This window comes from Thermaurantimonas sp. (genome assembly GCF_046299575.1).
Classification (GTDB): domain Bacteria; phylum Bacteroidota; class Bacteroidia; order Flavobacteriales; family Schleiferiaceae; genus Thermaurantimonas.
Window position 1 is genome coordinate 283,327 of sequence record NZ_JBKBHX010000001.1, and the last position, 26,235, is coordinate 309,561.

22 protein-coding genes are annotated in these 26,235 nt (G+C 47.6%); 11 read left to right on the forward strand and 11 right to left on the reverse strand.

The features are described 5' to 3' along the window. Window position 1 precedes the first annotated feature (1 nt). The gene (locus ACK4EX_RS01135) at window positions 2–958 is read left to right on the forward strand and encodes an acetyl-CoA carboxylase carboxyltransferase subunit alpha (RefSeq protein WP_409768933.1); all 957 of its coding nucleotides are present in this window, start codon (window positions 2–4) and stop codon (window positions 956–958) included. Window positions 959–966: 8 nt separating this feature from the next. Here the strand turns inward: ACK4EX_RS01135 and ACK4EX_RS01140 are convergent, their stop codons facing one another. The 4 genes from ACK4EX_RS01140 to ACK4EX_RS01155 form a co-directional block, all read right to left on the reverse strand. Beyond that, on the reverse strand, window positions 967–2,658 hold the full coding sequence (locus ACK4EX_RS01140; protein WP_409768935.1) for a sodium:solute symporter: 1,692 nt from the start codon (window positions 2,656–2,658) through the stop codon (window positions 967–969). 242 nt (window positions 2,659–2,900) lie between these two features. After that, window positions 2,901–3,872 (reverse strand): porphobilinogen synthase, encoded by a 972-nt coding sequence (hemB, locus tag ACK4EX_RS01145; RefSeq protein ID WP_409768937.1) that lies wholly within the window; start codon window positions 3,870–3,872, stop codon window positions 2,901–2,903. Between the two features lie 4 nt (window positions 3,873–3,876). Further along, complete coding sequence (locus ACK4EX_RS01150) at window positions 3,877–4,980, reverse strand: DUF1972 domain-containing protein (protein WP_409768939.1); 1,104 nt, start codon at window positions 4,978–4,980, stop codon at window positions 3,877–3,879. A 3-nt stretch (window positions 4,981–4,983) separates the two neighbouring features. Next, window positions 4,984–7,008 carry a dipeptidyl-peptidase 3 family protein gene (locus tag ACK4EX_RS01155; protein WP_409769403.1) on the reverse strand — a complete coding sequence of 675 codons (2,025 nt, stop codon included), beginning with the start codon at window positions 7,006–7,008 and terminating at the stop codon, window positions 4,984–4,986. Window positions 7,009–7,593: 585 nt separating this feature from the next. On the opposite strand from ACK4EX_RS01155, the gene ACK4EX_RS01160 reads away from it, so the two are divergent. Continuing rightward, window positions 7,594–8,589, forward strand: coding sequence for a polyprenyl synthetase family protein (locus tag ACK4EX_RS01160; protein WP_409768940.1), 996 nt, complete (start codon window positions 7,594–7,596; stop codon window positions 8,587–8,589). A gap of 10 nt (window positions 8,590–8,599) precedes the next feature. After that, window positions 8,600–9,199, forward strand: coding sequence for a riboflavin synthase (locus ACK4EX_RS01165; protein ID WP_409768942.1), 600 nt, complete (start codon window positions 8,600–8,602; stop codon window positions 9,197–9,199). 29 nt (window positions 9,200–9,228) lie between these two features. Here the strand turns inward: ACK4EX_RS01165 and accC are convergent, their stop codons facing one another. The 4 genes from accC to ACK4EX_RS01185 form a co-directional block, all read right to left on the reverse strand. Further along, window positions 9,229–10,566, reverse strand: a complete 1,338-nt coding sequence (gene accC / locus ACK4EX_RS01170; protein WP_124397958.1) for an acetyl-CoA carboxylase biotin carboxylase subunit — start codon at window positions 10,564–10,566, stop codon at window positions 9,229–9,231. 40 nt (window positions 10,567–10,606) lie between these two features. Further along, complete coding sequence (accB, locus tag ACK4EX_RS01175) at window positions 10,607–11,095, reverse strand: acetyl-CoA carboxylase biotin carboxyl carrier protein (protein ID WP_409768945.1); 489 nt, start codon at window positions 11,093–11,095, stop codon at window positions 10,607–10,609. A 43-nt stretch (window positions 11,096–11,138) separates the two neighbouring features. After that, the gene (locus tag ACK4EX_RS01180) at window positions 11,139–12,164 is read right to left on the reverse strand and encodes a beta-ketoacyl-ACP synthase III (protein WP_409768947.1); all 1,026 of its coding nucleotides are present in this window, start codon (window positions 12,162–12,164) and stop codon (window positions 11,139–11,141) included. Between the two features lie 156 nt (window positions 12,165–12,320). Further along, complete coding sequence (locus tag ACK4EX_RS01185) at window positions 12,321–12,857, reverse strand: fasciclin domain-containing protein (protein WP_409768949.1); 537 nt, start codon at window positions 12,855–12,857, stop codon at window positions 12,321–12,323. A gap of 190 nt (window positions 12,858–13,047) precedes the next feature. On the opposite strand from ACK4EX_RS01185, the gene ACK4EX_RS01190 reads away from it, so the two are divergent. The 8 genes from ACK4EX_RS01190 (at window position 13,048) to ACK4EX_RS01225 (ending at window position 24,591) form a co-directional block, all read left to right on the forward strand. Further along, a complete protein-coding gene (locus ACK4EX_RS01190) occupies window positions 13,048–13,713 on the forward strand; it encodes a TetR/AcrR family transcriptional regulator (protein ID WP_409768951.1) in 666 nt (221 codons plus the stop codon). Next, window positions 13,710–15,065 (forward strand): TolC family protein, encoded by a 1,356-nt coding sequence (locus ACK4EX_RS01195; protein ID WP_409768952.1) that lies wholly within the window; start codon window positions 13,710–13,712, stop codon window positions 15,063–15,065. The genes ACK4EX_RS01190 and ACK4EX_RS01195 overlap by 4 nt, the downstream gene beginning before the upstream one ends. A 5-nt stretch (window positions 15,066–15,070) precedes the next feature. Continuing rightward, window positions 15,071–16,237 (forward strand): efflux RND transporter periplasmic adaptor subunit, encoded by a 1,167-nt coding sequence (locus ACK4EX_RS01200; RefSeq protein ID WP_409768954.1) that lies wholly within the window; start codon window positions 15,071–15,073, stop codon window positions 16,235–16,237. Window positions 16,238–16,242: 5 nt separating this feature from the next. Continuing rightward, a complete protein-coding gene (locus ACK4EX_RS01205; RefSeq protein ID WP_409768956.1) occupies window positions 16,243–19,704 on the forward strand; it encodes an efflux RND transporter permease subunit in 3,462 nt (1,153 codons plus the stop codon). 219 nt (window positions 19,705–19,923) lie between these two features. Next, complete coding sequence (locus ACK4EX_RS01210) at window positions 19,924–21,237, forward strand: exo-beta-N-acetylmuramidase NamZ domain-containing protein (RefSeq protein ID WP_409768958.1); 1,314 nt, start codon at window positions 19,924–19,926, stop codon at window positions 21,235–21,237. Between the two features lie 11 nt (window positions 21,238–21,248). Then, window positions 21,249–22,112 (forward strand): aminotransferase class IV, encoded by an 864-nt coding sequence (locus ACK4EX_RS01215; RefSeq protein WP_409768960.1) that lies wholly within the window; start codon window positions 21,249–21,251, stop codon window positions 22,110–22,112. Between the two features lie 8 nt (window positions 22,113–22,120). Next, window positions 22,121–23,224: a M14 family zinc carboxypeptidase gene (locus tag ACK4EX_RS01220; protein ID WP_409768962.1), complete on the forward strand. Its 1,104-nt coding sequence runs from the start codon at window positions 22,121–22,123 to the stop codon at window positions 23,222–23,224. After that, window positions 23,197–24,591, forward strand: coding sequence for an NAD-dependent succinate-semialdehyde dehydrogenase (locus ACK4EX_RS01225; protein ID WP_409768963.1), 1,395 nt, complete (start codon window positions 23,197–23,199; stop codon window positions 24,589–24,591). The genes ACK4EX_RS01220 and ACK4EX_RS01225 overlap by 28 nt, the downstream gene beginning before the upstream one ends. Window positions 24,592–24,600: 9 nt before the next feature. Here ACK4EX_RS01225 and ACK4EX_RS01230 read toward each other — a convergent pair whose 3' ends face one another. From ACK4EX_RS01230 to smpB, 3 genes are read right to left on the reverse strand one after another with little or no spacing between them, the layout of a single operon-like run. Further along, window positions 24,601–24,972, reverse strand: a complete 372-nt coding sequence (locus ACK4EX_RS01230) for a hypothetical protein (RefSeq protein WP_409768965.1) — start codon at window positions 24,970–24,972, stop codon at window positions 24,601–24,603. Beyond that, on the reverse strand, window positions 24,973–25,752 hold the full coding sequence (locus tag ACK4EX_RS01235; RefSeq protein ID WP_409768967.1) for a glycosyltransferase family 2 protein: 780 nt from the start codon (window positions 25,750–25,752) through the stop codon (window positions 24,973–24,975). Next, on the reverse strand, window positions 25,749–26,210 hold the full coding sequence (smpB, locus tag ACK4EX_RS01240; RefSeq protein ID WP_409768969.1) for an SsrA-binding protein SmpB: 462 nt from the start codon (window positions 26,208–26,210) through the stop codon (window positions 25,749–25,751). Before smpB ends, ACK4EX_RS01235 begins: the two co-directional genes overlap by 4 nt. Between the last annotated feature and the right edge of the window lie 25 nt (window positions 26,211–26,235).

Consider the following 26,235-nt stretch of genomic DNA (forward strand, 5'->3'; position numbering starts at 1 on the left):
TATGGATTATCTCGACTTCGAACAACCCGTAAAAGAAATAGAAGAGCAAATTGCGAAAACCTTGCAGCTACAGGAAGAGACCAAAGTGGATATGACAGCTACTATCGACGAACTGAAGCGAAGACTCATCGAAACCCGCAGACATATACACGAAAATCTGACGGCCTGGCAGCGCGTACAGCTCAGCCGACATCCAAACCGACCCTACACGCTGGCGTATATCAATTACCTGACGGGAGGCAGATTTCTGGAACTGCACGGCGACCGCGGAGTAAAAGACGACAAGGCAATGGTAGGAGGATGGGGCCTACTCGACGGGCGCGGAGTAATGTTTATCGGCCAGCAAAAGGGTATAAATACCAAAATGCGCCAGTACAGAAACTTCGGAATGGCAAATCCTGAAGGATACCGCAAAGCCCTGCGCCTGATGAAAATGGCTGAAAAATTTGGCAAACCGGTGGTTACCATCATCGATACTCCGGGCGCCTATCCGGGTGTAGAGGCCGAAGAACGGGGTCAAGGAGAGGCCATAGCGCGCAATCTGATGGAAATGAGCGTGCTCAGGGTGCCAATCATCTGTATTATTATTGGCGAAGGGGCATCGGGAGGTGCACTTGGCATCGGCGTGGGCGACCGCGTATATATGCTCGAAAACACCTGGTACTCCGTCATTTCGCCGGAAAGCTGTTCATCTATCCTCTGGAGGAGCTGGAACTTTAAGGAGAAGGCTGCAGAAGCCCTCAAACTCACGGCAAAGGATATGCTTGAACACAAGCTGATCGACGGCATCATACCAGAACCTCTCGGTGGGGCACATACCGATCAGGAGGCAACTTTTGAAACCGTAAAGCGCTACATAAAGGCAGCCATTGAAGAACTGGAAAAACTTTCCCCGGAGGAGCGCATTAACCAACGGATAGAAAAATTCACCTCAATGGGTGTATATGCCGAAGATTAAAAGGAGTTTCACTCCGATGTTTTACGGTCAGAGTTTCGTGCAGCTGAGGAATATGCTTTTAAAAGATTGGCAAGTAGAAGACACACCGCTGCGAGCAGATTATACCACAAATACTCAATCTGTAGCCAGGGCAAATGGTTTTTTGTAAAATGAATAGCTAATATGCCACTCTGAGTGACGATGGCTGAACCAAGCAAAAAGCCGGAGTTCGTGTTTCTAATAAAAAATGCGACGAGAAATATGCCCAGAATGGTACCATAAAACAAGGAACCTATTATATTGACCATTTCGATCAGATTGTCAAACAATGAGGCAGCAATTGAGAAGCCAATGGCCAGCAGACCCCAGAGCAGTGTGACCAATCGGGTGAGCGGCAGATTCCAGCGGCTGTCATGCCGCACCCATCCCAGGCGGCCTAAATAGTCTACCATAGTTGTAGTGGCCAGCGCATTGAGCTCGCCGGCTGTACTGCTCATTGCGGCTGACAGCACCATTACAATTACAAGGCCAATGAGGCCATGAGGTAGATGGTACACCACGAAGTGCAAGAAAATAAAATTTGTATCTTTCGGTGGTTCTTTGCCTGTACTCCATGTATAGGCCTGAAGGTACTGCTGACGGATCGAATGAAGTTCGCCAGCCAATAGGCTGACTTCGCCGGGAGATGTTTTAGAAGATTTTCTGCTGAGCAGTGACTTCAGAGAAGATTGGCAAGCATCAAATTCGCTGTGAAGCTGTTTAAATTTTGGATTACTGATCTGTGCAATTTCACTTCTCAAAGATGGATTAAAGACCAATGGCTGACCTTCAGAAAGAAAGTACATCCATACAACTACCCCTGTAAGTAGAATGAAAAGCTGCATTGGAATTTTTAGCAAGGCATTGAAATATAGTCCCCGGCGCGCTATCCGCACATCAGTGCCTGCCAGATAGCGCTGCACCTGGCTTTGATCTGTGCCAAAGTAACTGAGCGATAGAAAAAATCCCCCCAACAGACCGCTCCATACAGTATAACGGGTGCTGAGATCGAAGTGCCAGTCGAGCACATCGAGCCGACCTGTCAGGCGGGCAGCCATCCAGAGTGTACCGATATCAGCTTGCTGTGCTATGCGGTAAATGAGTATGCCGAAAACAATGAAAAGTGACAAAAATATCACCCCCATCTGCCAACGGTGGGTTACCGATACAGCCCTTGTTCCTCCCGAAACAGTGTAGGCGATCACCACCAGTCCGATTACGATGCAGGTAAAGGTCAAATCCCAGCCAAAGAGCACGCAGAGTACAATGGCAGGAGCATAGATGGTGATGCCAGCTGCCATGCCCCTCTGCAGTAAAAACAAAAAGGCTGTGAAAAGGCGCACCCTGAGATCAAAGATCCGCTCCAGGTATTCATAGGCAGTGATTACCCGACTTCTGTAATATTCATCAATGAAAAATCTGCTGATGAACCAGACAGCCAAAGGAAGCCCGAAATAAAACTGCGCGAATTTCAATCCGCTTTCATATCCGAGGCCAGGTGCCGAGAGAAAGGTAATGGCACTGGCCTGGGTGGCCATCACCGAAAGTCCGACACTCCACCAGCGATTGTCGCCACCTTTGAGAAATTCAGTTGCAGAACCTACCCTACGCGTATGCCAAATGCCATAACCAGCGATGAATCCAATGCTTGCGATGACTACGAGCCAGTCAATCCAGTTCATTAAATTGAACGAGAGAAATTTCTACAAAAGTTAAGTGTACAAACATAAGGGAATTTTGAAGGGGAGTTAGGATTTTTCTTTATTTCTACTTACCCAAAGACTCTATTTGTTTCCTTACTATCCTTTATCTCCTCGTTTAAATCCGCTAATCGAATTAAAGGTAGGGCAAGTTTTGATCGCTGAAATCGCATTTAGAAGCAGAAAAAGTTTTAATTTTTGTTAAAGTTCAAAAACCTTTAACCCTAAATCCACTCCACAATCTCCGGTGCGAAATAGCTGGCGATCAGGTCAGCACCGGCGCGCTTGATGGCAAGGGTAGCTTCGAGCACGGCAGAGCGGTAGTCGAGCCAGCCATTGGCTGCAGCGGCTTTGATCATGCTGTATTCACCACTTACATGGTAGGCGGCTACGGGCACAGACACAGAGTCTTTTACCTCGCGGATGATGTCAAGGTAGTGAATCGCGGGCTTTACCATCACGATGTCAGCACCCTCGGCTATGTCGTCCATCACTTCGCGCAGGGCTTCAATGCGGTTGGCCGGATTCATCTGGTAGGTCTTTTTGTCGCCAAAGCCGGGAGCACTGTCCAGAGCATCGCGGAAGGGGCCGTAGAAGCAGGATGCATATTTGGCTGAATAGGCCAGTATGCCGGTGTGGGTATGGCCGGCCCGTTCCAGCTCCTCGCGTATGGCACCGATGCGACCGTCCATCATATCGCTGGGCGCCACAAAGTCAGCCCCAGCTTCCGCATGTGAAACGGCCATTTGTGCCAACACTTCCACAGTGGCGTCGTTTACAATCTCGCCATGTTGCACGATTCCGTCATGCCCGTAGCTGCTGTAGGGATCCAGGGCTACATCGGTCATTACGACCAGCTCCGGTACGGCACTTTTAATGGCTCTGATGCTGCGCTGCATCAGTCCGTCAGGATTAAGTGCTTCGCGACCGGTATTGTCCTTGAGCTCGTCCGGACATTTGATGAAAAGCAATACAGAGCGCAGACCCATACGGTAGTATTCTTTCGCTTTTTCTACAGCCAGATCGAGGGTGAACCGGTAGTATCCGGGCATAGATGAAATTTCTTCCCTTGCATTATCACCTTCGATGATAAACATGGGCACGATGAAGTCTGATGGTCTCAGCACAGTTTCCTCCATCATGCTGCGGATGGCAGCACTACGGCGAAGGGTGCGGTTTCGGCGTTGTAAAAACATGTATTTAGCGTTTTTTCCAGGTGACAAAATTCTTACCCTTTGGATTACAACCGTGTTTACATTTTCCAAATAATCCCTCATACCTCCTGAACACCTCCTCCCATCTGTGCTCCAGGCGAAGATGTGGCTCATTGCCCTGGATTGGTTCCTGCTGAAGAAGGGCTGCCAGTGTATGGACGTCTTCAAACGACTTTAAATCATAGCATTCAGCCAGATATAAATTATACACATTGGCATGTACCAATACGCGCCTGTGGTGTGTGAGCACTTGGATCAGTGAAGGATTGGTGCCACCGGCCTTATGTCCGTGCAGATAGTAGCGGCAGTGCCGGCGCAGCCACAGGGCCTTTGCCTTGTCAAAGACTCCCCCCAGAAAGACAATTCCTTCGTATTGTCCGTACTTCCTGACCAATCTTCGGGCATATCCTGTGGTCAAGCTGCCGGCTATGGCCAAAGAGTGGGTCATCCGGGCAGCAAGCCATCCTTCAATGAGCATTTCGACCTGATTTTCAGGCTCCATACGGGCCATGATCAGGTCAAAGTGCTCATCTTCAAGACCCTCCACCGGTTTTTCAGCGGTTGATTCGTCCTCACCATAAGCGATGTAGGTCACCGTCTTCATAGGATACTTCCTGCAGAGATAATCCCTCACCACGGGATGATCAGCGATCAGCACATCCGCATGCCGAACAGCCATCTGTTCGCTCCAGCGCAAAAAGGCTTTTGCGATTTTATTGTATTTGTCGCGCTGCCATTCCATTCCGTCCATGTGCTGCAGTATGAGGGCTGACTTTGGCAGCAGAAATGACCATATGGCCGAACTCGTATAGCCCAGCAGCAAGACTACATCAGCCTTCCATCGGCGCACGCGCAGTATCGAAAACAGATCATACACAAACTGACCCGCAGCACCGATAGGTGGGTCATAGGATCGGATTAACCGGACTTTTCCTAACGATGCCTCGCGATATGGATGCTGTGACGACTGGCACACTGCCACCTGATGGCCGGCATCTGCCAGATGTGGGGCCAGTTTCTCGGCTAGCCATTCAAAGCCGCCGTAGGCATTCGGTATGCCTCTGCTGCCCACTATGGCGATGCGCGCCATATCTTAGTTAATCAATGGCAGGAAGCTGTACCGACGGCCGTAGTCGAGCATCTGCTGCTTAAAGGATGTCGGATACTCCACACGTATATCGATGATCTGACCGTCTTTTTCCACCGGTACCAGCTCGGGATTTACAAAACCTGCATATGGCGGAATCTTCAGGGCCTCAGTACGACGAAGCACCTCTGCGTGAAGGTCGGCATCTACCTTCACCCCATAGCCCTCCACCAGCCTGCGTGCAGCCTCATAGTCAGCTTCGCTCTTGATGCGCTGCACTTCGCGCAGCAGCTCTCCGAAGAGTGCACGGAGCTTGTCGTAGTCATTTATGATGTAGTACGTCTTGCCATTCACCACTTTTCTCTCGATCACATTGTCAGGCTTTCCCTTTTCATATACCCACTTTGCCACCAGCTGGCGGTTGCGCATGTGGTCTTCTTCGAGTTGTTCACCCGGTTTGAGCCGTCGCAATTGCAGCATCAGGCCATTGCGGATGTAGCTGTCGTATTCGGCTTTGCCCACTTCCTCGCTTTCCACCAGGCCTAGCTCCCGCAGATATGGATCAGTGATGAAGTACAGCGCTACCAGGTCGGCACGGGCCTCTTCAATGGTTGAGTAGTACTTCGACAGGCGCTCTTTGGCGTTGGTCACACCCTCTTTAGGTTTTCCTGAGGCATGCCCGATCACCTCATGCAGTGCAGTATGTAGTTTGGAGGCGACTCCCCCATACTTCAGGGCACGCTCCAGTTCGGCTGTCGTAAAACAGAATTCCTCCAATATAGGTCGCGCACCGGCCTTGTCGTAGGCATCTTCGATATTGCCTAAGCTTACCGATTTTGAGCCGTAGCGCACCCTGATCCAGTCAGCATTTGGCAGATTCACGCCAATGGGCGTCGCTGGCGAAGCATCACCGGCTTCACCGGCTACATTCACCACGCGGTACGATATGCCTACCACATTCTCCTTTTTGTATTCGGGCTGAATGGGCGACTGCCTTTCAAACCATCCGGCATGCTCTGCCAGCACTCGCATTCGACGGCTCGCCTCAAAATCATCGATCTGCACAATGGTTTCGTAGTTGGCCTTATATCCGATCGGATCGTTATACACCTCGATGAAGGAGTTGATGTAATCAATCACCCCTTCAGTAGCTTGCACCCAGGCAATGTTGTAGGCATCCCAAGTGCGCAGATCGCCGGTTCGGTAGTATTCGATGAGAAGCTTCAGGGCATCGGCTTGTTTCTGATTTTCGGCCACTTCCACAGCTTTTTCCAGCCAGTACACGATGCGCTCTATCGCAGGGCCGTACATGCCTCCGACTTTCCAGACCTTCTCTGCCAGTCTGCCGTCGGGCAGGCGCACCAGTTTGCTGTTCAGCCCGTAGGAGATCGGCGTTGAGTCGCCCGGCTTTCGCATGGCGTTGTAAAAGGCCTCTGCCTCAGCCGTCGTAATGCCTGGATCATAAAAATTGACCGCACTCTCCAGCACAGGGTCGCTGCCCTCGTCGCGCACTACCTTGCGGGCCTCGATCGCCGGATTAAACATAAACTCTATTACCTCCGCCGGCAGCGACTGTCCGGTCTTTTTCAGCAATCCTTCTAAGTACTCCCGGCTGAATCCCGGCTCAAATTTCTGATGCGAATAGTGGTGGTGTACCCCATTGGCAAACCAGAAGCGCTTCACGTATTCCTCGAAAGCATCCCACTCCAGACCTGTCTCACGCCCATCAAGCTCCGTCATAATCTTGTCAAAGCAGTGGCGCAGCGTCAGGTTGTAGCGGTGATTCTGGTCGTAGATAATGTCGCGCCCCGATAGGCCCGCCTGCACCAGGTAGTATACCAGCAGTTTCTGCTTTAAGCTAAGGCTATCAAAATCAGGAATCTGATAGCGCAATATCCGTATGTCGGCAAAGCGCTCCAGCTCCCACTGAAAATCGTCGTTCATACTCTCAGAGGTATTGGTATCCGTTTTACATTGCATCAGCTGTGCACTCAGAGTCACAGCCATCCCCAAGTGCAAAAATCGCTTCATATCCCAATGGTTTGGAATGCGAATGTAACCCTCTTCGCTAAGTTGCATTCTAAAAATCAGTGTTAATGTAGTTTTGATTTTTTCATTTTTGGGCGTGCCCCCTGACAAGGTGCTTGCAGCGCCTTCGTCAGGGGTCGGTCCCCTCTGGGGTACGCTTCGCTTCCGTGCTTCGGCAGCGAAGAGCGCTGCCTTCGCACCGCGCTTTCGCGCGCCCGCCGGGCACCTCACGCGGGCGCAGCCTACCGGCTGCTATTAAAAACTCTTACATTAACAAAAACTAAATCCATTTTTATGAAACACAAATCAAATGGACAATACCGATGATTTTTCCAGGATTTGCCTGCTTCGGAACACATCTACGCCCTCTTTGAATCTACAGGCTGCGGAGTGCGAGGCAAGCGCGTGAGTTAAGGATATTTTTTTCAAACCTGCTGTACTCACTATTTTTTTTTTTTTTTAAATCGTCAAACACACCCCAAAAAATCCAAAAATCCCATTAAAAAATCCTGTTTGCCCGGGTTACTTTTAACAAAATCCTCCACCGCACAGTTATGCATTTACATCAGTAATATTGCAACCAGTACATTGAGTGATTCTGTGCATGTGAAAATAGCTCTCGACGACATCAAAAGACCTGTGGCCAAAGAGTTAGAACTATTTGAAGAAAAGTTTCGACAGGCCATGAAGTCAAAAGTGCCCTTGCTCGACAGAATCACCTATTACATCATTCGTCGCAAAGGCAAACAACTCCGACCGATTCTCGTTTTCCTGAGCTCAGAGTACTTCGGAGGCATCACCGAGCAAACTTATCGGGGTGCTGCCTTAATCGAATTAATGCATACCGCCACACTTGTTCACGACGATGTAGTGGACGATGCCTACTACCGTCGCGGCTTTTTTTCCATCAATGCTCTTTGGAAAAACAAAATTGCCGTACTCATAGGCGACTATTTGCTCTCTAAAGTTTTGCTTCTCGCTGTAGAGCATGGCGATTTTGAAATGCTTCGCCTGGTTTCCACAGCCGTAAGAGAAATGAGCGAAGGAGAACTCCTTCAGATCGAAAAAGCCCGACGACTCGACATAGACGAATCGGTGTACTTTCAAATCATCCGACAAAAAACAGCCTCACTAATAGCTGCCTGCTGCGCCATAGGCGCTTATGCCGGCGGTGCCGACAGCGCTCAAATTGAGAAATTCACCCGCTATGGTGAATACCTCGGTATAGCTTTTCAGATAAAAGACGACCTCTTTGACCTCGACCCCGAAAGCAACAGCGGCAAGCCTTCAGGCATCGATATAAAAGAGCGCAAAATGACTCTACCGCTCATCTATGCTCTTAAAAACGCCGGTTGGCTCGAAAAACGCGAAATCACCTACCTCGTTAAAAATAAAAACAACGACCCTAAAGCCGTAAAAAAAGTCATAGAATTCATTCTTAGCAGCGGAGGTGTCGAATACTCAAAACAAAAGATGAACGAATACCACAACAAGGCCTTGCAAGTACTCGAAGAAGTAAAAACGGCACACTCCGACCAATTTCTTCGCAACCTCGCTTTGTACGTACTCCAACGCTCACATTAAAGAAATAAAAATGTTTACCGGAATCGTTGAAACGCTCGGTACCATTACACACATTGAGCATCAAGGTACCAACATACACTTCACCGTGCAGTCTGACATCAGTTCAGTCCTAAAAATAGATCAAAGCGTAGCCCACGACGGCGTATGCCTCACTGTTACGGAATTACCTGAACCCGGTTTTCACAAAGTCACTGCTATCGACGAAACACTGCGCAAAACCGCATTAAAAAACTGGAAAATAGGCACCAAAGTCAATCTGGAGAGAGCTATGGTAGCCGGTGCACGACTCGACGGTCACCTGGTGCAAGGCCATGTGGATACTACTGCTACACTTGTACATGTTGAAGATGTTCAAGGCTCATGGAATATGCACTTTCGACATCCCATAGCCCCCGAATTTATCACAGTACCTAAAGGCTCTATTTGCGTGAATGGCATTAGCCTCACTGTTGTAATTGCCCTTGACGATGGCTTCTCCGTATCCATCATTCCCTATACCTGGCAACACACCAATTTGCAATTTCTCAGCCCCGGCGACCCCGTAAACGTGGAATTCGACATCCTAGGTAAGTATATCGCTAAGCTCTTTGAGCGCTATAAATCCATATAATAAAAAAAACCGGCTGATTTGCCGGCTTTTTATTTGAGTTTAAAGTTTTCAAGAAACTTCGTCGTGTAATTTCCGCTTACATAGTCCGGATGCTCCATGAGTTGGCGGTGGAAGGGAATGGTCGTTTGGATACCCTCAATCACAAACTCATCTAAAGCGCGCTTCATTTTGTCGATGGCTTCTTCACGTGTTTGAGCAGTAGTGATGAGCTTGGCAATCATACTGTCGTAGTGTGGGGGTATCACGTAGCCAGCATACACATGGGTATCGAGGCGTACGCCATGCCCACCCGGCGCATGAAAGGTAGTAATGCGTCCCGGACTGGGTCTGAAGTCGTTGTAGGGATCCTCGGCATTAATGCGGCATTCGATTGAGTGCAACTTCGGGTAATAGTTTTTGCCTGAAATAGGTATGCCGTAGGCTACTTTTATTTGTTCGCGTATCAGGTCGTAATCGATCACCTGTTCGGTGATGGGGTGCTCTACCTGAATGCGTGTGTTCATTTCCATGAAGTAGAAATTTCTGTGCTTATCGACCAGAAATTCTACTGTTCCGGCACCTTCGTATTTGATGTATTCAGCAGCACGTACAGCGGCAGCACCCATAGCTTCACGCAGTTCGGGAGTCATAAAGGGCGAAGGAGTCTCTTCGGTGAGCTTCTGGTGACGTCGCTGAATAGAGCAGTCGCGCTCTGAGAGGTGGCACGCTTTTCCAGTTGAGTCACCCACAATTTGAATTTCGATGTGGCGGGGCTCTTCGATAAGCTTTTCCATGTACATCCCGTCGTTTCCAAAGGCGGCTAAGGCCTCTTGACGGGCTGTTTCCCAGGCTTTTTTGAGTTCCTCTTCACTGTACACGGCGCGCATGCCGCGGCCACCACCGCCGGCAGTAGCCTTCATCATCACGGGGTAGCCAATTTCACGTGCCACAGCAATGGCGTGGTCGAGCGATTCGAGCAGCCCGTCGCTGCCCGGAATGGTAGGCACACCTGCAGCCTTCATCGTGGCTTTAGCAGTTGCCTTATCGCCCATTTTTTCGATCATCTCAGGCGAGGCACCGATAAACTTGATGCCGTGCTCAGCACAGATTTTTGAAAACTTGGCATTTTCACTTAAAAAACCGTATCCCGGATGAATGGCGTCAGCGTTGGTAATCTCAGCCGCTGCGATGATTCTGGGAATATTAAGATATGATTCTTTACTGGGGGGAGGGCCGATACAGACAGCTTCATCAGCAAATCGCACGTGCAGACTGTCTTTATCGGCAGTTGAATAAACAGCCACGGTCTTAATGCCCATCTCTTTGCACGTGCGGATGATGCGCATGGCAATCTCACCCCTGTTGGCAATAAGTATTTTTTTAAACATATAAAATGTTTGATTTCAATCGGTTAGACGAAAACACCCCTTACAATGGCTCAACCAAGAAGAGTGGCTGATCGTATTCCACCGGTTTTTGGTCATCGACGAGCACTTTCACTATTCGGCCATCGACCTCTGACTCTATTTCGTTAAAGAGCTTCATGGCTTCGATGATGCAAACAACCTGACCTTTTTTGATCTCGCTACCTACTTCTACAAATGGCGGTTTATCAGGTGCCGGACGACGGTAGAAGGTACCAATCATAGGCGATTTGATGGTTATGTACTTCGACTCATCTACGGCTGGAGCAGCAGGTTTGGGTGGTTCAGCAGCTGGAGCTACAGGCACAGAGGGCACTTCTACCACTTGATGTACAGGAGCTGTATGTGCTACCACAGGCACTGATTCTACCGGATAGGGAACACCCGAATGGGTTTTTATTGTAATCTTGAAGTCTTCTGTTTCCAGACTCACCTCTGATGCACCTGACCTAGCAACAAATTTTATCAGATTTTGAATTTCCTTCAGATCCATAGGACGCTTTGTTTAAGATTAGCTATGTGTGATTTCTGATTTATTAATCTTCAAAAGGTTTTCCTTTCAGACTGCCATCGTAGGCCCACTTTACGTACACGGCTCCCCAGGTGAATCCACCGCCAAAGGCTGCCATTATTAGGTTATCACCTTTTTTCAGTTTGCTTTCGTAGTCCCAGAGGAGCAGTGGGATGGTTCCGTTGGTAGTATTTCCGTAACGATGTATGTTGAGCATTACTTTCGAATCGTCGAGATTCATTCTGCGAGCTGTGGCATCGATGATGCGTTTATTGGCTTGATGTGGCACGAGCCATGCTACATCATCAGGCGACAGGTTGTTGCGCTCCATGATTTGGGCAGCTACCTCGGCCATGTTCGTTACGGCAAATTTAAACACCGCTTGACCCTCCTGGTGTACATAGTGTTCGCGATTTTCCACTGTGCTTTTGGTAGGTGGGTACATACTTCCGCCAGCTTTGATATATAGAAACTCGCGACCTACACCATCGCTTCGCAGTATGTGATCGAGCACTCCGTAGCCTTCTGTATTTGGTTCCAGAAGCACGGCACCGCAACCGTCGCCAAAGATTACACATGTGGTGCGGTCGGTGTAATCGATGATCGACGACATTTTATCACCTCCTACAAGCAATACCTTTTTGTACCGTCCGGTTTCGATGAATTGTGCAGCTGTGGCTAAACCATACAAAAATCCCGAACAAGCCGCCTGAAGGTCAAAACCAAAGGCATTGGTAGCTCCGATTTCGCTGCACAGATAGGCAGCTGTTGAAGCCACTGGCATATCGGGCGTGGTGGTGCTCACAATTACCAGGTCGATTTCTTTGCCTTCTATGCCCCTTTTTTCGAGGCACTCCTTAATGGCTATTTTGGCCATGTACGATACCCCGAGTCCTTCACCCTGAAGTATTCTGCGCTCTTTAATACCAGTGCGGGTGGTGATCCACTCATCGGAGGTATCTACCATTGTTTCCAGTATTTCATTGGTCAGCCTGAATTCAGGCACATATCCACCTACGGAAGTGATGGCCGCTGTGATGTGGCGATCCATAATGCGATGTAATCAAATAAATTTTTGAAGGTGCAAATGAACGAAATTCGATTTACACAGATACAATAATTTGATTGCATGCATAATATTTCCGTAACCTGGAAATAAAAAAGGCAGCCATTCAAATGGCTGCCTCTGAATTTTTAAAGTTCCTGATTATAAATTTGGTAGTATGACCTTGTCAATGACGTGAATGACACCATTTGAAGCAACAATATCTGCCTGAGTTACATTGGCCACCCTGTTATTGGCGTCAGTGATGGTCACTCCAGCCTGAGTGTTTACAGTAAAAGTTCCTGAATTCAGTGTAGTAACTACTTGTCCATTGGTAAGCATATTGCTCCTGAAATTTCCGGCCACTACATGATAAGTAAGTACAGCTTCAAGAACTGGAGCAGGTATGTCGTTGAGTGAGTTTATACTAAGTTCAGTAAGCAATGCCTGAAATGCAGCATTGGTAGGAGCAAATACGGTAAATGGACCTGGGCCACTGAGCACTTCAACAAAATTGACGCTCAAATCTGAACGAGTAAGAGCCTGTACCAGAATGCTGAAGTCGGGTTTTGACTGAGCAATCTCTACAATATTTTTTGGTTGCTCTTCATTTTGCGGATTTTCATCCTTTTTGCAGCTCATCGTTACCAATGAAACCCCTAAAATCCAAGTGAATACATGCATTAATCCTTTTTTCATAACATTTAAGATTTAGAATTACAATTTGTTAAGACACTTTTTATTTAAATAAGTTTACAATTTGTTTCGTTTTAAGAATTTGTTATGTGAAAGTTTGGATATTAAATTTTGGTTAACAATGGAAACGAAATAAAACAAAAATGTTTCCTTGAGGCTTTTCAAATGAAACTTTGCACCTGTAAAACACCCGATGATCCAACTAGACTCCAACGGATTTTTTCCATCAGTAGAATTAATCGAAAAACTCACGCCTGAAAAGCAGATTCTGGCAGGTGCTGTAGTGCTATTCAGCCGATTGGGACTGCGCAGTGTGACCATGGATGACATCGCCCGCGAATTGGGCATTTCCAAAAAGACACTTTATAAATACTACAAAAACAAGGCTGAGATCGTAGAAAAAGGCGCTGAATTAGTCATAGATCATATCAGGGAATTCTGCGGATCGATCTGTCCCAACGTAGAAAATCCGATCGACGAACTCTTTATCCTCGACGAAGGCATGCGCAGTTTTAACAAGATGCAGCATCAGGGCATACAATTTCAATTGCGGAAATATTACCCGGAAACCTTTTTTAAAATTAAAGAGGCCCAGCGAAAAAACTTCATGGAAGTCACCACCCAGAATCTGGAAAAGGGAATTCGGCAGGGCTGGTACAGAGATGATTTCGATGTTCAGATAATAGCCAACCTCTACTACAGTCGAGTACTGATGATCATGGATGAACAATATTTTCCGGTAAACGAATTCGACTGGGAAAAACTCACGCGCGAAGCCATGCTGTACCACATACGGGGCATTGCTTCCAAAAAAGGCCTTGATTACCTGGAAACCAAATACGCTACCATCACAAAATGAAAGTCGCAAAAACCTTCACATTCTATTGTCTCAGCCTACTGGTGCTTTCCCAACCCATAGCGGCCCAAAAGACCTTTTCTCTCAAGCAAGCTCGCGAGTATGCCGTAGAGCACGCCTACTCTGTAAAAGACAAGCAGCTCGAGCTCGAAAAGGCTAAAAAAACCATTACCGAAACTGCAGCTATAGGCCTTCCACAGATTAAAGCGGAAGCCCGCCACCAGTACAATTCACAGATACCTCAAACACCACTGCCAGCCATCCTGCTTCCCAATCCACCTGAAGGTGTGGACTTTGTGCTCGTGCAGTTCGGGGTGCCCCATCAGAGCTCGTATGGAATTCAGGCTTCTCAACTGATCTTCGACGGTTCGTACATCATCGCCCTGATGGCTACACGAGTCTTCAAGGAAATTGCCCGAAACGATGTTCAGGTTTCTAAAGTTGATATCATCGACAACGTCACAAAATCGTATGGCGCGGCAGTAATGACTAAAGAACTTATTCGAATACTGGAAGAAAACCTCTCCGTGCTGCGAAAAGTATACAACGACAACCGCAAGCTTTACGAAGAGGGCTTCATCGAAGAGCAAGACGTCGATCAACTCGATATTCTCGTCAACACCGTATCAAATCAACTCGACAATACACGCCGTCAGTACGACATAGCCCTTATGCTGCTGAAACTGCAAATGGGCATCCCTATTGATGAAAACATCGCTTTAACGGACGGCATTGAAATTTTTGAATCCATTGATGATGAAGCCTTTCAGTTGCTTTCCAAACCTTTTGACCTGATGCAAGATTACCAATACAAAGGCATCTTACTCCAGGAGCAGGCTGCCGGTTTGCAACTGAAGCGCCACAAAATGTCCTATTTGCCATCCTTAGCCGCCTTTGCCTCGCATCAGCAGAATTCCTTTGGACAAACATTTAAAATGTTTGACTTCAATCAGTACTGGGTACCGGTTACCATCGTAGGGGCGAGCCTGAGCTGGAACATCTTTACCGGTTTAGACCGCTATGCCAAAACCTCAAAAGCCCGACTCGATTTGTTGCGCGTTCAAAACGCCAAAAAGCAAATCGAAGACGGAAAGCAGGTAGAATACAACCGCGCCCGCAGCGATTTTGAATTTGCCCTTAACAACCTGCGCGTACGTCGTAAAAACCTCGGTACAGCTGCCCGCGTGCGAGAAAAAACCCTTATCAAATACCGCGAAGGCCTTGCCGGCAGTTTTGACCTGACTCAGGCTGAAAATCAGCTCATCGAAGCTCAAAGCCAATACGTACAAGCGATGCTTCAACTAGTAAACGCTCATTCATCCCTCAATAAACTCCTTGGAAATTATAACAATTGATCACAATGAAAAAAACTCTTCTTTTTGCTCTAATCGCCATAGTTGCCGTTGCCTGCAGCAGCCGAAACCGATCTTCAGCCGTAGAAACTCCCCTGGCTGAACTCTACAGACAGCGCGACTCTCTGCTCAAACACATCGAAAAGAACAACCTACTCCTCACCGAAATCAACGAGCGCATCAATGAGCTGGACAGTACAGCGCGCTTTTATACCGTTACGACCTTTGAAGTAAAACCCGCGCTCTTCGAGCACTTTGTGGAAGTGTACGGCACCGTAGGGTCAGAAAAAAATACCTTGATTTTTCCCGAAACAGGTGGGGTTATCACATCTATCGCCGTAAAACCTGGCCAGAGGGTTACACGCGGTCAAACCCTTATGCAGCTCGACGCCTCTATCCTTCTCAGCAGCATCAACGAAGTAAAGACCCAGCTTGACCTCGCTACTTCCGTTTTCGAAAAACAAAAGAGACTCTGGGAGCAAAAAGTGGGCTCGGAAATTCAATACTTACAGGCGAAAAACAACAAAGAATCGCTTGAAAATCGCCTTAAAACCCTGCAAGCCCAGTACAACCAAACGATTGTAAAAGCTCCCTTTGACGGAGTAGTGGACGATATTTTTCCAAAAGTAGGGCAGCTCGTAGGCCCGCAGACTCAATTGCTTCGCCTTGTCAATCTCGACAACATCTACATTGAAGGCGAAATTTCTGAAAACTATGCTGGACTAATTAAACCTGGCTATATCGCTAAAGTGCGAGTGCCCGGAACTGATTCAGTATATGAAGCTAAAGTGACCTCTACAGCTCGCTTTATAAACCCTTCCAACAGAACCTTTAAAATCCGTCTCGAACTTGTCGATAAATCCGTGCGTCTGTTGCCCAACTCCCTGGTATCGATTATGGTAAAAGATTATGAGAATCCGGCAGCTCTTTCAGTACCAGTGCGCGTAGTACAGCAAGACCCTGCCGGCAACGACTTTGTGCTCATTTTGGAAAAAACTTCCACTACCCTCGGCATCGCTCGCAAGGTGTACATTAAAACAGGAAAATCATATCACAACCACGTAGAAGTGATCGAAGGCATTGCCCCTAACACATTAATCATTGACAAGGGCTCCAGAAATGTAAAAGACGGACAAAAAGTAAAACTGGTGACCGAAACCGACCAAAATGCTTAATGAAGATGGAGACCAAAGCTACCATTAAGAAAGAGTTTAAACTCAGCTCCTTTTCGGTGGACAATAAGACCACTGTCTTTGTGCTGACGTTTATTCTCTTTATAGCCGGTCTGGTAGCCTACAAAGGCATGCCTACCGAAACCTTTCCAGAGATCGTAAGCCCTGAGATCTATGTGGGTACCGCCTATCCGGGTTACTCTCCCATAGACATCGAAAAGCTTATCACTCGTCCACTTGAAAAAGAAATCAATGGCATCTCGGGCATCGAAGAGATCAATTCTACCTCTGTACAGGGCTATTCGACCATTCAAGTAAAGTTTGACTTCAAAGTAAAGCCCGATGAAGCCCTGCGAAAGGTAAAAGACAAAGTGGATCAGGCGCGCAGCAGCAAGGACTTTCCCAAAGACCTGCCGGCTGAACCCAACGTGTTTGAGCTCAATTTTGCCGAACTTATCCCTGTTCTTAACATCAACCTTAGTGGCGACTTCTCCTCAGACCAGCTCAAGCAATACGCCGAATACCTCGAAGATAAAATCGAAGCCCTGCCTGAGGTTTCGAAAGTCGAAATACGCGGTATGGACGACAAGGAGCTGCGCATCAGCCTCGACCAGCAAAAGCTCGAGTTGCTCAACCTTTCCTTTGACGACATCGCCAATGCTATCCGCAGCGAAAATATATCGGTGGCCGCGGGCGATTTCCTGGTAGACGGCTACCGTCGCAACATCCGTGTGATAGGCGAGTTCAAATATCCCTCTGAAGTAGGCCGCATCATCGTTAAGAATGAAAACGCTGAAGTCGTATATCTCGAAGACATAGCCGATATATCTTTCGGTGAGGTTGAAAAGGAGTCCTTCGCCCGCGAATTTGGCAAGCCCGTGGTAATGCTCGACGTGATGAAGCGAAGCGGTGAGAACCTCATCATCGTTTCTGACAAAATCAACAAAATCATTGAAGAGGCCCGTGCCAACTACTTTCCTGAGAATTTAAACCTCTCTATCACCAATGACCAGAGCGATCGCACGCGCAATCAGGTAGCTGAACTGGAGAATTCCATCATCTTCGGTGTAATTCTGGTGGTAGCTGTGCTCATGTTTTTCATGGGATTGCGCAATGCTCTCTTCGTAGGCATCGCTATTCCGCTCAGCATGCTCATCAGCTTTATGGTGCTCAATTCCCTTGGCGTAACCCTCAATACCATCGTGCTCTTTTCGCTTGTTCTTGCCCTTGGTATGCTGGTAGACAACGGTATCGTTGTCGTCGAAAACATCTATCGACTCCTTTCCGAAGGCAAACCACTCATCCGCGCGGCTAAGGAGGGCGTAGGCGAAGTAGCTGTGGCCATAATAGCCTCTACTGCTACTACCGTTGCAGCATTCATTCCTTTAGCGTTCTGGCCGGGCATCTTTGGCGAGTTTATGAAATACCTTCCCATTACGCTCATGATCGTGTTGGGCTCATCGCTTTTTGTGGCCCTGGTGATCAATCCCGTGCTTACCTCTGTGTATATGAAACTCAAAGAAGATGAGCCCAACATGAAACGCGTTTGGCGCATCACGGCCATTTTAATTTTTATTGGAACTCTCTTTTTGGCAGCTGGAGTCTACTGGTTTGGAAACCTATTGATTTTCTTTGGACTTATAGGTCCCTTCAACTACAAAGTACTAATGCCGCTCTCCGACTCCTTTCAGAATCACTTCCTCCCTCGCCTTGAAGAAAATTATGAAGCCCTCTTAAGATTTGCCCTGCGCGGTAAAAATCCTACCTACTTTTTTATAGGTACTATAGCTCTTCTTGTGCTAAGTTTTGTGTTGATTGCAATCTTCCCGCCAAAGGTGCAGTTCTTCCCCGTAAATGAACCCAATCGCGCTGAAATCTACATCGAGCTACCGATGGGTACCGATGTAAACACCACCAACCAGTTTACCCTCCAGATTGAGGAGCGCCTAAATTCCATCTACAATCGCTATCTCGTAAAGGAAAAAACTCCTGACGGCCGCGATACTACGTATAACTTCCTGATTTCTAGCATCATTTCCCAGGTAGGTAAGGGAGCCTCTGACCCCAATCAAGGACCCTCTCAAGCTTCAACTCCCCATAAAGCCAAAATCACGATTGCCTTTGTAGAGGCTAAGCAGCGCAGAGGTGTAAAAACTTCTGAAGTGCTCGAAGACATTCGCGAAGAGCTTCGCTTGTTTCCCGGCGCCCAAATCACTGTGAGTAAAGACCGCCAGGGACCACCGGCCGGTGCGCCCATAAGCATAGAACTCTCCGGCGATAACTACGAGCAACTCATCGCTGAAGCCGAGGCTATTAAAGTTTTTATCGACAATGCCAACATTTATGGCATCGAAGAGCTCAAGCTCGATGTGGACCGCGCCAAGCCTGAGTTGCCTATCATCATTGATCGCACGAAAGCCAAAACCCTGGGCATAAGCACCTACCAAATCGGCGATGCCCTCCGCACAGCCCTCTTCGGCCGCGAAGTATCTACCTTCAAAGATGGAAACGACGACTACCCTATCAATATACGCTTCAAAGACGAATATCGTTACGAGCTAGACAAGCTCATGGATACTCGCATCACCTTCAGGGACCAAGCAACAGGCAAAATCAAGCAAATACCCATCTCAGCCGTAGCTCATCCGGTTAAGTCGTCTACCTTCTCCTCTGTAAAGCGCCACAACCTAAAGCGCACCATTACTATCACTTCTAACGTACTTGAAGGCGTAAATGCTACAGCTACCGTCAACAAAATTAAGCGCCTGCTTACCAGCTACGAGTTGCCTGATGGTATCACACTGCGATTCACCGGTGAGCAAGAGAAGCAGTCAAAAGAGCTCGGCTTTCTTTCCAAAGCCCTTATGATCGCCGTATTCCTCATTTTTCTCATCCTCGTCGCCCAGTTCAATTCAGCCTCAACACCCCTCATTATTATGATCAGCGTGGTGTTTTCGCTCATTGGTGTGTTTCTGGGTCTGGTAATCTTCAGACAAGATTTTGTGATCATCCTCACCATGATAGGTATCATATCTCTCGCCGGCGTAGTGGTGAACAATGCGATAGTGCTGATCGACTACACTAACCTGCTTATGGCGCGACGAAAGAAAGCTCTTGGCATCAATCCCAATGATCGCCTCCCACTTACCGAAATCTACAATTCCATTGTAGAGGCCGGCAAAAAGCGCCTTCGCCCGGTGCTGCTCACCGCTATTACCACCATTCTCGGTTTATTACCCCTAGCCACCGGTATGAACATTGACTTCATCAAGCTCTTTACCGATTACAACCCCGACATCTACTTCGGTGGTGACAACGTAGCCTTCTGGGGCCCTATGAGCTGGACGGTCATCTATGGCCTCACTTTTGCTACCTTCCTTACACTTATCATTGTGCCCGTCATGGTGTTTTTGCTCAATGGTCTTAAGTACCGTCTAGGCTTGCGTATAGTCAAATCCAAACCCGCATAAACTCTACTTCCCACAACCGCTACCTCGACTCCCGCCCAATTATCCGGGCGGGTTTTTTTTTTTGTTTCATATTGACGCACCCAGTCTTAAGTTCGCTGGGCTTAGTCGTTCGCGTTTACCTGGTAATCTGGGGCTAACAGACTTTTTTAAGTCATGTCAAGATAAATTAGCCTAAGCTGATTACTTCTGCGAATATTTGCTCCCTTCCCTCACGCTGTCATGGAATTCGGTCGCGTTTTCTCCTTCAATCATACCCGTCCATCTCATTCCTCTTCTCATTTTGACATCATTACTTTTCACATTTTTGGTACAATCTGTGGTAAACTTGCCCACAATTTCCAAGTACTGACCATTTTTACGCATTCAATCATGTCGGTAGTTCAGATACGAAATATTCTATTAATCTTCTTAATGCTCAAAGCTAGCACATTAAGTGCGCAGCCGTATCCTGGCATCTATCAATCAGGCCAGTGGCTACCCCTTTTACACGGCAAGCGATTCGCCCTGGCCGTGCACCATGCCTCTATGCGCGATTCAGTACATCTGATCGACTTCGTTTTATCAAAAGGGCTTAAACCAACCGTCATTTTCACTCCCGAACATGGCCTCACAGGTATGGCCTCTGCCGGTGAAAAAGTTGGCCATTCGCAGTACAAAGGCATACCCGTCATTTCTCTGTATGGGGATCGCAAAAAGCCCACCCCCACCGATCTTCAAGGGGTTGATATTGTCCTATTTGACATGCAAGACATGGGTGTGCGATTTTTCACCTACATCTCTACTTTGAGCTACATCATGGAGGCCTGCGCCGAGCAGGGCAAAAAAATCATTGTACTTGACCGACCCAATCCACATGCCCATTACATCGATGGCCCGCTGTTGCGCAAGGGCTTCGAGTCTTTCGTAGGCCTGCATCCGGTGCCTATCGTGTATGGAATGACTATAGGCGAATACGCCCGCATGGTTAACGGCGAAGGTTGGTTAAAAAATGGCGTAAAAGCTGACCTGCTTGTCGTTAAGATAAAAGACTACGACCGTAAAAAGCGTTACTTTCCTCCGGTGCCACCCTCTCCTAATCTGCGCACGCGCGCAGCCATGCTGCTCTATCCATCACTTTGCCTCTTCGAGGGCACTCCCATTAGCGTAGGTCGAGGTACCGATCGGCCTTTTGAAATTATTGGTTCACCTACTTTCGCCGATGGAGATTTTTATTTCACTCCGGAGACACGACCGGGCGCCTCAAATCCGCCATATGCCGGCCAAAAATGCAGAGGATTCGATCTTCGTCACTTTGCTGAAAACTTTATGGCCGATGCAACGTTCCTATATCTCGACTGGCTGCTAGGATCCGTGGAGCTTGACCCAAACCCTTCAAAATTTTTCACCCCTTTCTTCGACAAACTGGCCGGGACAGACCAGTTGCGCAAGCAAATACTGGCCGGAATGAAAGCCGAAGACATTCGCAACAGCTGGGCTGAAGAGCTGGCTGCCTTTCAGCGCATTCGCTCTAAATATTTGCTTTATCCTGATTGAAACCATCCAAAATGATCTTTAACCACAACGGAAATATCACCGACGCCAACACCCTGCCCATCTCACTTACCAACCGGGCGCTACTCTACGGCGATGGGGTGTTTGAAACCATCAGATATGCTCACGGCAAGCTTCTTTTTTGGGAAGATCACTACTTTCGGTTGATGGCCTCCATGCGCATTCTGCGCATCCGCATACCCGATCACTGGACACCGGAGTTTCTTCAAAGTGAGATATCAGAGCTTATTGCTGCTCACCACTGGGAGAAGCAGGCTGTTCGGGTACGTCTCACCGTATGGCGCTCAGGTGGCGGATTGTACACACCTGAGCTCCACACCCCCGAATATCTCATCACCTGCGCTCAGCTTGAGACGCATGAATATCTCCTTCCTACGAAAACCATCCGCGTCGATGTTTACAAAGACGTGCCAAAACCGGCCAACTTGCTTTCCGGCCTAAAGCTCATTGGCAGCCAGCTGTATGTATTGGCCTCAATTTTTGCAGCTGAAAACGAACTCTATGACGCGCTGTTGATTAATGACGTTAAAAACATCGCAGAATCAGCTCGTTCAAATGTTTTTGCCATTTTTGGCAAGCAGCTTATCACCCCACCGCTGAATTCGGGAGCACTCCGCGGCATTATGCGTCAGCGAATACTAAAGGCCGCCAACAAAGCCGATCTTTCAGTCGAAGAGAAAGACCTTACCCCCTTCGATTTACTGAAGGCCGATGAACTCTGGCTTACTAATGTGATTCATGGTATAACACCCGTTACAAGCTATCGCACAAAAACGTATACTGCCGAACTGGCCGAAGTCATGATCGGGGTACTCAATGAAATTGCACATCAAGATACCTTTGACCTTGCATTTTAAACCTCTTGATGGAAAGGCTACAGTCACACATTCACTTACAGCCTGAGCGCTTGCATGCATGGATTCAAGATTTTTTGAAACATTCAACCCATTGGCGATACGAAGTCGCTTTTTCAGTAGAGGGCAGACCTATTTACACTTTACATGCCGGCTCTAAATCCGAAAGAATAGTCATCTGGTCGCAGATGCACGGAAACGAAGCCACTGGCACATACGCACTTACCGATCTGCTACTCAGTCTTGAGGAAGAAGTTGACCTTCTCAACTTCCTGTTGAATCGCTTTTCGTTGATTGTAGTGCCTATGCTCAATCCCGACGGTGCAGCTCGCTTCAGCCGTTACAATGCCATTGGCTCCGACCTCAACAGAGAAGGTCTTCGCACCTTTTCACCAGAGGCCGCATTACTTAAATCATTGCTGGAGGATAACGCCGTTTGGGCCTTCAATCTCCATGACCAGCGCACTTTATTCAGTGTTGGAAGTACCTCAGTACCCGCAACTCTTTCATTACTAGCGCCTTCCACCATCACCCAGAGAGGCGAACAGGCACGACTAAATGCCATAAAGCTGATTTCTAATACTTTAGAGATGTTTGAAATCAATGATCGCAAATACATCGCACGTTTTAGTGACGAGTACTATCCGCAAGCTATGGGCGAGTGGTGTACAGATCGCGGCATCTCTACCGTATTGGTTGAATGCGGGGGATACTACAATGATCCCCATCGCACAAAAGCCCGCCAGATGTGTTTTCACTTTTTGAAAAACGCTTTGAGCAAAATCTCCTATCCCGACGAAACCTTATCGACTTCTTATTTCTCTTTGCCTATTAATATGCAGAATCTGCGTGATGTGATACTACGCAATGTAAAAATGAACACTCCGGCCGGCACTATTTGCACCGACTTAAGCTTCTCGGCCGTATACCAGCCTTTAGAAAAAATTTGGAAATGGCAGCTCGAAGAGGTCGGCGACCTTCAACTCAAATCCGGATACTTAGATATCGACCTCTCATACGTAGATCCCGTTGACCAATATCAATGGAAACCTTTAACCCTCTATACACTCGATGATTTACCCAAAACATGGCATCCATGGTTTACCACGACCTAAATTCTTTTGAAAGCATCAATCCTTACACTGGCGAAAAATTTGCCCGATTTGAACTGCTCACTGACTCAGAACTCGATAAAACCTTAATCAAGTCGCAAGAAGCCTTTTTAAAGTGGCGAAAAACAAGCCTTAAGGAGCGCCTAGCGCTCATCAATGCACTGAGCAATCTGCTGAATGAAGAAGCAACGACCTATGGCCAAACAATTTCCCTAGAAATGGGAAAACCACTGCGAGAGGCTATAGCCGAAGTGAAAAAGTGCGCCGTAGCATGTAAATATTACGTAGAGCACGCTCCCAGTCATTTAAAACCTCGAAAAGTGCCTCTCGAAACCGGTCGAACTGGCGAGGTGCGTTACGAACCTCTCGGTGTAATTCTGGGCATCATGCCCTGGAATTTTCCCTTCTGGCAGGTCATACGCTTTGCCATTCCTACCCTGGCGGCTGGCAACGTGGTGATGGTAAAGCATGCTCCAAACACCCCGCGTTCTGCACTTATGCTACAGCAGCTCTTCGCCCGTGCAGGCTTTCCGGTGGGCATTTACACAAATTTGTTTATTTCCATCCCTCAGGTAAGCAGTCTTATTGCTCGCAGTGAAATTGCAGGAGTTTCGCTTACGGGTAGCACTCGAGCCGGAAGAGCAGTGGCAGCCTTAGCTGGTCAACATCTGAAGCCATCCGTTCTGGAACTCGGCGGCAGCAATTCGCTCATTGCTCTTCCTGATGCACCGGTTCAGAAGGTCGTTGAACATGCTGTAAATGCGCGCTTTATGAATGCCGGCCAGAGCTGCATCTCTGCCAAGCGCATCTTCGTGCCTAAGGATAAATACGAAACCTATATCAAGGAGCTCACCATTCGCATCAAGCGCCTAAAGATGGGAAACCCTCTGATGGATGATACACACATTGGCCCTGTTGCACGCCTCGACCTTGCTGAACAACTTGAAAAACAGGTAAATGCAAGTGTAGAGTTAGGAGCAAGGGTACATATTGGCGCACAGCGGAATGGTACCATTTTTACACCGACCCTCCTCACTCACGTAAAGCCAGGTATGCCGGCCTTCGACGAAGAGCTTTTCGGACCTGTAGCCGTGTTGATTGGTTATTCTTCTGATAAAGAAGTAGTACAGTTGGCTAACAACACGCCTTACGGTCTTGGAACTGCACTCTTTACTGAAGATGTAGAACACGCAAAAAAACTAATCCCAAAATTTCAGGACGGTGCTGTTTATATAAATGAATGGATCCACAGTGATCCGCGCTTGCCTTTCGGCGGTGTAAAAGACAGCGGTTATGGTCGCGAACTTTCAGAAGAAGGCATTCGCGCCTTTGTAAACGTTAAATCGGTGGTGGTAAATTCTGCTTTTTGAGCAAAGCGCTTAACTACCAAAACCCGATTTAGATATGTAGATGTATGATAGGAGCATCGCTATCAACGTGAGGTAGATGGCTATGTTCCATCGCTTTATGGTTTGCTTGACGTGGAGTATTTCACCATTGTCTTTTTCATCGATCTCTACCGGAAAAAGCAGAGGATACATCCACAGGGCTTCCAGCCTCAGCTTGCGTTCTTCGGCATTTTTCCAGTCAAAAATTAATAGATTCACAGGCTGTAGCTCTTTCGAGGTTTTGCCTTTCTTATTCTGTAATGTAAGCAACTTCAAATGCCAAAAAACTTTAATGTAGTAGAAAATAATTAGAGCAAAGGTGGTAATGATGAATATAAAAAATCCGAGAAACTGTGCTATCATCTACCGTGTAGTTTTTCGATACAATTCAGCTAATTTCAGATAGCGCTCTAATACACCCCATGCCTGGATGGCACTGATGGCCAAACCCGGCAATCCATCTCTGAATCCCTGTTGAAGAAAGTAGTGTTTCACAAATCGGAAAAAGGGTTTGAACACAAAATGCACAAAACCAGGTTTTTTACCTTTTTTGTAGAGTTCCTCACTTTGCCAGGTGGCATACCGATGCATTTTATTCAAATAGTGATCTAACCCTCTGTAAGTATAGTGCAGCAGTGGCTCATCGATGCGGCCCACCTTGCACCGGCACTCCATTTCTTCGTGAACAAGCACATCGGGATAGCGGCATGTACCGTCGTTGTAAATCAGTCGGATTACTTTATCGCCTTGCCAGCCACTGAAATAAATCCAACGGCCCATAAAGTTGTTCCTCCGGCGTATCCAATAGGCTTTATGGCCTTTGCTCGACTGTACGACCGCGTCAATCTCATGCTTCAGAGCATCAGTTACTTCTTCATCGGCATCGAGTATCAGCGTCCAGTGCGCACTCAATAGATCGAGCCCTCGATTTTTCTGGCGAGCAGGAGTGTCGTATGGGTGTTTGTGTATTCTAACACTTTGATATTCAGAAGCTATTTGAAGAGTTTTATCTGTGCTATAGCTGTCGAGCATCAGCAGTACATCGTCAGCCCAGCCTACGACCGAGTCAAGCACCCGGCGGATGTTTTCTTCTTCGTTTCCGGCAGTGATGAGTACCTGAAGCGGGGCTCTTCTAACTGTCATAGGCGCAAACGGTCCATTTCGCGTTTTTGATCGCGCTCTTTTATGCTTTCGCGCTTGTCGTAGAGCTTCTTGCCGCGCACTAAGGCAATTTCGAGTTTTGCGAGTCCTTTGTCATTTATAAAAAGGGAAAGAGGTACTATGGTAAGTCCTTGATTTTTAATGGCATCTTTCAGTCGCTTGAGCTCACGGCGGCTCAGAAGCAGCTTGCGTTCGCGCAAAGGGTCGTGATTCATTATGTTGCCATGCGAATACTCGGCTATGTGCATGTTTTTGACAAAGAGTTCGTCGCCTTTGAAGTAACAATAGCTGTCGGCAAGGTTTACCTTGCTCTGGCGGATAGACTTAATCTCTGTGCCCAACAGCACCATTCCGGCCACAAATTTGTCGAGCACTTCGTACTCAAAGCGCGCTCTGCGATTTTGGATAGAAACTTTTTTCTCAAGCTTCTCAGTTGCCATACGGCAAAGGTACGTTTAAGCCTTG